This is a genomic window from Amphritea sp., from assembly GCF_016744155.1.
In the GTDB taxonomy this organism is placed as follows: domain Bacteria; phylum Pseudomonadota; class Gammaproteobacteria; order Pseudomonadales; family Balneatricaceae; genus Amphritea.
Genome location: NZ_JADGEW010000032.1, coordinates 1 through 3901, shown reverse-complemented (window position 1 = coordinate 3901; position 3901 = coordinate 1). Strand labels below are relative to the sequence as shown.

The following is a 3901-nucleotide window of genomic DNA, read 5'->3' as shown; positions in this document are numbered from 1 at the left end:
CATCAAGATGGATGTTACCCTGATCAACCCAATCGCGATGGAAGAAGGTCTGCGCTTTGCGATCCGTGAAGGCGGACGTACAGTTGGTGCAGGCGTTGTATCTAAAATCATCGAGTAATACTCGCTGATGTTTAAAAAGGCTCCTTCGGGAGCCTTTTTTGTTTTTAGCGTTTATTATTTTGATATGGCTGGAGTTTGGTGTCTTTCAAGCTTAAGTGCGGCCATATCAAAAGTCGCATTGTTAAGTCAGGCGCAAAGGAGCTTTGCTGGACTTAACTCGCTCGCATTTGCGTCCGCAAATGAAGTAGCTTTTTGGTGTCCCATGCCTCTGTTTTTTTCTAAAGAAAGAGTTTCTCTTTGCTTGTTTGTTAATCAAGCCCTGAGTGTTATTAATTCCTCAGAAATCGGGCTGTATAATTCCTAACCGATACGGGCTTGACTTGGGGGTATAGGGTAAGTAGAATGCGCTACCCCGTTAAATGGGGTTAGGTGGCGAAAGCCGTATTTTAAATTCTAGGAATTGTGATCAAATGCAAAACCAGAAAATCAGAATCCGTCTAAAGGCTTTTGATCATCGCCTGATTGACTCTTCCGCTCAGGAGATCGTTGAGACTGCTAAGCGGACAGGTGCTCAGGTGCATGGTCCGATCCCACTTCCTACCCGCAAAGAACGTTTTACAGTTCTGGTCTCTCCTCACGTGAATAAAGATGCACGTGATCAGTATGAGATCCGTACTCATAAACGTGTTCTAGACATCGTTGAACCAACAGAAAAAACTGTTGATGCATTGATGAAGCTAGATCTTGCTGCGGGTGTTGAAGTGCAAATTAGCCTCGGCTAATTTAGACGACTGCGCAGATTAGATAATCTGCGTGTGGAATGCCTTTTAGGCAGCCATAGCGGGTTTTAGCCCCGTACACAACTGGCAATGTGAGGTTTATAAAATGTCTGTATCCTTAATTGGACGTAAAGCAGGTATGACTCGTGTCTTCACAGAAGACGGCGCGTCAGTGCCAGTCACAGTCATCGAGGTGGAACCGAATCGGGTAACACAGGTTAAGACCGAAGAAACAGATGGTTATTCTGCTGTGCAGGTAACTGTAGGTTCTCGTCGTGCTAACCGCGTTACTAAGGCCGCTGCAGGTCACTTTGCGAAAGCAGAGACTGAAGCAGGTCGTGGTTTGTGGGAGTTCCGTCTGTCGGGTGACGAAGAAGTAAATGTAGGTGATCAACTGACTGTTGAGCGCTTTGAAGCAGGTCAGAAAATTGATGTAACCGGTCAATCCAAAGGTAAAGGTTTCCAAGGCGGTATTAAGCGCTGGAACTTCTCCATGCAGGATGCGACTCACGGTAACTCACTTTCTCATCGTGCTCCTGGTTCTATTGGTCAGTGTCAGACTCCAGGTCGAGTGTGGAAAGGCAAGAAGATGGCAGGACATATGGGAGCTGAGCGTGTAACGATTCAGTCTCTTGAAGTTGTTCGCATCGATGTCGAGCGCAATCTGCTGTTAGTTAAAGGCGCTGTGCCTGGTGCTACCGGCGGCGACGTAATCGTAAAATCAGCTGTTAAAGCTGGTTCCTGAGGGGGTTTGAAATGAATCTGAATCTTGCAGGAGCTGGTGGAAACGTAGAAGTTTCCGATCTGGCATTTGGTAAAGAATTCAACGAAGCACTAGTTCATCAGGTTGTTACGGCATACCTGGCTGGTGGTCGTCAGGGCACCAAGGCCCAAAAGAACCGCGCTGCAGTTAGCGGCGGTGGTGCTAAGCCTTGGCGTCAAAAGGGTACTGGCCGTGCACGTGCTGGTACTATTCGTAGTCCTCTGTGGCGTACTGGTGGCGTAACATTCGCTGCTCAGCCACGTGACCATGCTCAAAAAGTTAACAAGAAAATGTATCGCGCTGCGATGCGTTGCATCTTGTCTGAGCTGGTACGTCAGGAGCGTCTGGTAGTTGTTGAAAACTTCCAGGTAGACGCGCCTAAGACTAAGCAGTTTATCGCTAAGCTGAACGAGCTTGAGCTGGCAAACGCACTAGTTGTGACAGAAGACCTTGAGCAGAACCTGTATTTGGCTGCACGCAACGTACCGCATGTTGATGTACGTGATGCTGCTGGTATCGATCCTGTTAGTCTTGTTGGCTTTGATAAGGTTGTAGTGACCGTTGCTGCTCTCAAGAAAATTGAGGAGGCGTTGTCATGAACGAAGGACGCATCTATCAAGTGCTGCTAGGGCCGCACATCTCTGAGAAAGCAACTATCGTTGCTGAAGGTTCTCAGCAGGTAGTATTCCGCGTTGCAACTGACGCAACTAAGCCTGAGATCAAAAAGGCTGTTGAGCAGTTGTTTAGCGTTAAAGTAACTGGCGTGAACGTCGTCAACGTTAAGGGCAAAACCAAGCGCACTCAGCGCGGTATGGGTAAGCGCTCTGACGTACGTAAGGCATATGTTTGCCTTGCAGACGGTCACGACATCGACTTCATTGATGGCGAATAAGAGGGGTTACAAGAATGGCTATAATCAAATCTAAACCGACCTCCGCTGGACGCCGTCACGTAGTTAAGGTTACTACACCTGATCTACACAAGGGCAAGCCTTTTGCTGCTCTGGTCGAGAAGAAAAGCAAGACCGGTGGTCGTAACACTTATGGTCGCATTACGACTCGTCACATTGGTGGCGGTCATAAGCAACATTACCGTGTTATCGATTTCCGTCGCAACAAGCTGGATATCCCTGCTACCGTTGAGCGTCTGGAGTATGATCCAAACCGCTCAGCACACATCGCATTGTTGATGTATGCAGACGGTGAGCGTCGCTATATTATCGCCCCTAAAGGTGTTAGTGCTGGTGATTCTCTGATATCTGGTCAGCATGCTGAAATTAAACCAGGTAACTGCTTACCACTGCGTAACATTCCTGTTGGTAGCGTCGTCCACTGTATCGAAATGAAGCCAGGCAAGGGTGCGCAAATTGCACGTTCTGCAGGTACTTCTGCTCAGCTGGTTGCACGTGAAGGTGCTCACGCAACATTGCGTCTTCGTTCCGGCGAAATGCGTAAAGTGTTGATTGATTGCTGCGCAACACTGGGTGAAGTAGGTAACTCCGAGCATTCCCTGCGTCGTTTGGGCAAGGCTGGTGCTACTCGCTGGCGTGGTGTTCGTCCTACTGTTCGTGGTGTAGCGATGAACCCGGTCGATCACCCACACGGTGGTGGTGAGGGTCGTACATCTGGTGGTCGTCATCCTGTGACACCATGGGGCGTTCCGACTAAAGGTAAGAAAACTCGTAAGAATAAGCGTACTGATAAGATGATCGTACGCCGTCGTCAAGCGAAATAATCAGAGGATACAGCTGTGCCACGTTCACTGAAGAAAGGTCCTTTTATCGACCTTCACCTGTTGAAAAAGGTAGAAGCTGCAGTTGAGATCAAAGATCGTCGTCCGATCAAGACTTGGTCTCGTCGTTCTACAGTTTTTCCAAACTTTGTAGGACTAACGATTGCAGTTCATAATGGCCGTCAGCACGTTCCGGTGTTTATCACCGAAGATATGGTTGGTCATAAATTAGGCGAATTTGCTGCTACCCGTACGTATAAGGGTCATGCTGCAGATAAGAAAGCTAAACGCTAATTAGGGGTTAAGAAAATGGAAGTAGCCGCAAAGCACAAAGGCGCCCATATCTCGGCTCAGAAAGCGCGTTTGGTTGCCGATCAAATCCGCGGAATGGCGGTGGGTGAAGCCCTGAATATTTTGGCTTTCAGCCCTCAAAAAGGTGCGGTTCTTGTTAAGAAGGTACTCGAGTCTGCTATTGCTAACGCAGAGCATAACGAAGGTGCTGATATTGATGAGCTGCGTGTTTCTGAAGTCTTCGTTGATGAAGGCATGACTATGAAGCGCATTAGAC

8 protein-coding genes and 1 pseudogene are annotated in these 3901 nt (G+C 48.2%); all 9 read left to right on the top strand.

Translation table 11 applies throughout. The annotated features are described in order from the left end of the window. A pseudogene (locus QZZ54_RS17605) lies at positions 1-118 on the top strand (elongation factor Tu); the annotation flags it as partial. 9 nt (positions 119-127) lie between these two features. After that, positions 128-424, top strand: coding sequence for a hypothetical protein (locus QZZ54_RS17600; protein WP_290705067.1), 297 nt, complete (start codon positions 128-130; stop codon positions 422-424). A 106-nt stretch (positions 425-530) separates the two neighbouring features. Further along, positions 531-842 carry a 30S ribosomal protein S10 gene (gene rpsJ, locus QZZ54_RS17595; protein ID WP_019622815.1) on the top strand — a complete coding sequence of 104 codons (312 nt, stop codon included), beginning with the start codon at positions 531-533 and terminating at the stop codon, positions 840-842. Between the two features lie 103 nt (positions 843-945). Next, on the top strand, positions 946-1584 hold the full coding sequence (rplC, locus tag QZZ54_RS17590; RefSeq protein WP_290705063.1) for a 50S ribosomal protein L3: 639 nt from the start codon (positions 946-948) through the stop codon (positions 1582-1584). An 11-nt stretch (positions 1585-1595) separates the two neighbouring features. Then, positions 1596-2201 carry a 50S ribosomal protein L4 gene (gene rplD, locus QZZ54_RS17585; protein ID WP_290705061.1) on the top strand — a complete coding sequence of 202 codons (606 nt, stop codon included), beginning with the start codon at positions 1596-1598 and terminating at the stop codon, positions 2199-2201. Next, a complete protein-coding gene (rplW, locus tag QZZ54_RS17580) occupies positions 2198-2494 on the top strand; it encodes a 50S ribosomal protein L23 (RefSeq protein WP_290705058.1) in 297 nt (98 codons plus the stop codon). Before rplD ends, rplW begins: the two co-directional genes overlap by 4 nt. Positions 2495-2508: 14 nt before the next feature. Then, on the top strand, positions 2509-3336 hold the full coding sequence (rplB, locus tag QZZ54_RS17575) for a 50S ribosomal protein L2 (RefSeq protein ID WP_290705055.1): 828 nt from the start codon (positions 2509-2511) through the stop codon (positions 3334-3336). A gap of 15 nt (positions 3337-3351) precedes the next feature. After that, the gene (rpsS, locus tag QZZ54_RS17570; RefSeq protein WP_290705052.1) at positions 3352-3627 is read left to right on the top strand and encodes a 30S ribosomal protein S19; all 276 of its coding nucleotides are present in this window, start codon (positions 3352-3354) and stop codon (positions 3625-3627) included. A 15-nt stretch (positions 3628-3642) separates the two neighbouring features. After that, a partial coding sequence (gene rplV / locus QZZ54_RS17565) for a 50S ribosomal protein L22 (protein ID WP_290705050.1) occupies positions 3643-3901 on the top strand: 259 nt, incomplete at its 3' end.

Bases quoted from the DNA above. Each gene is read 5' to 3' on its own strand.
- QZZ54_RS17600 (WP_290705067.1), top strand. From the start codon at position 128: ATGTTTAAAAAGGCTCCTTCGGGAGCCTTTTTTGTTTTTAGCGTTTAT.
- rpsJ (WP_019622815.1), top strand. From the start codon at position 531: ATGCAAAACCAGAAAATCAGAATCCGTCTAAAGGCTTTTGATCATCGC.
- rplC (WP_290705063.1), top strand. From the start codon at position 946: ATGTCTGTATCCTTAATTGGACGTAAAGCAGGTATGACTCGTGTCTTC.
- rplD (WP_290705061.1), top strand. From the start codon at position 1,596: ATGAATCTGAATCTTGCAGGAGCTGGTGGAAACGTAGAAGTTTCCGAT.
- rplW (WP_290705058.1), top strand. From the start codon at position 2,198: ATGAACGAAGGACGCATCTATCAAGTGCTGCTAGGGCCGCACATCTCT.
- rplB (WP_290705055.1), top strand. From the start codon at position 2,509: ATGGCTATAATCAAATCTAAACCGACCTCCGCTGGACGCCGTCACGTA.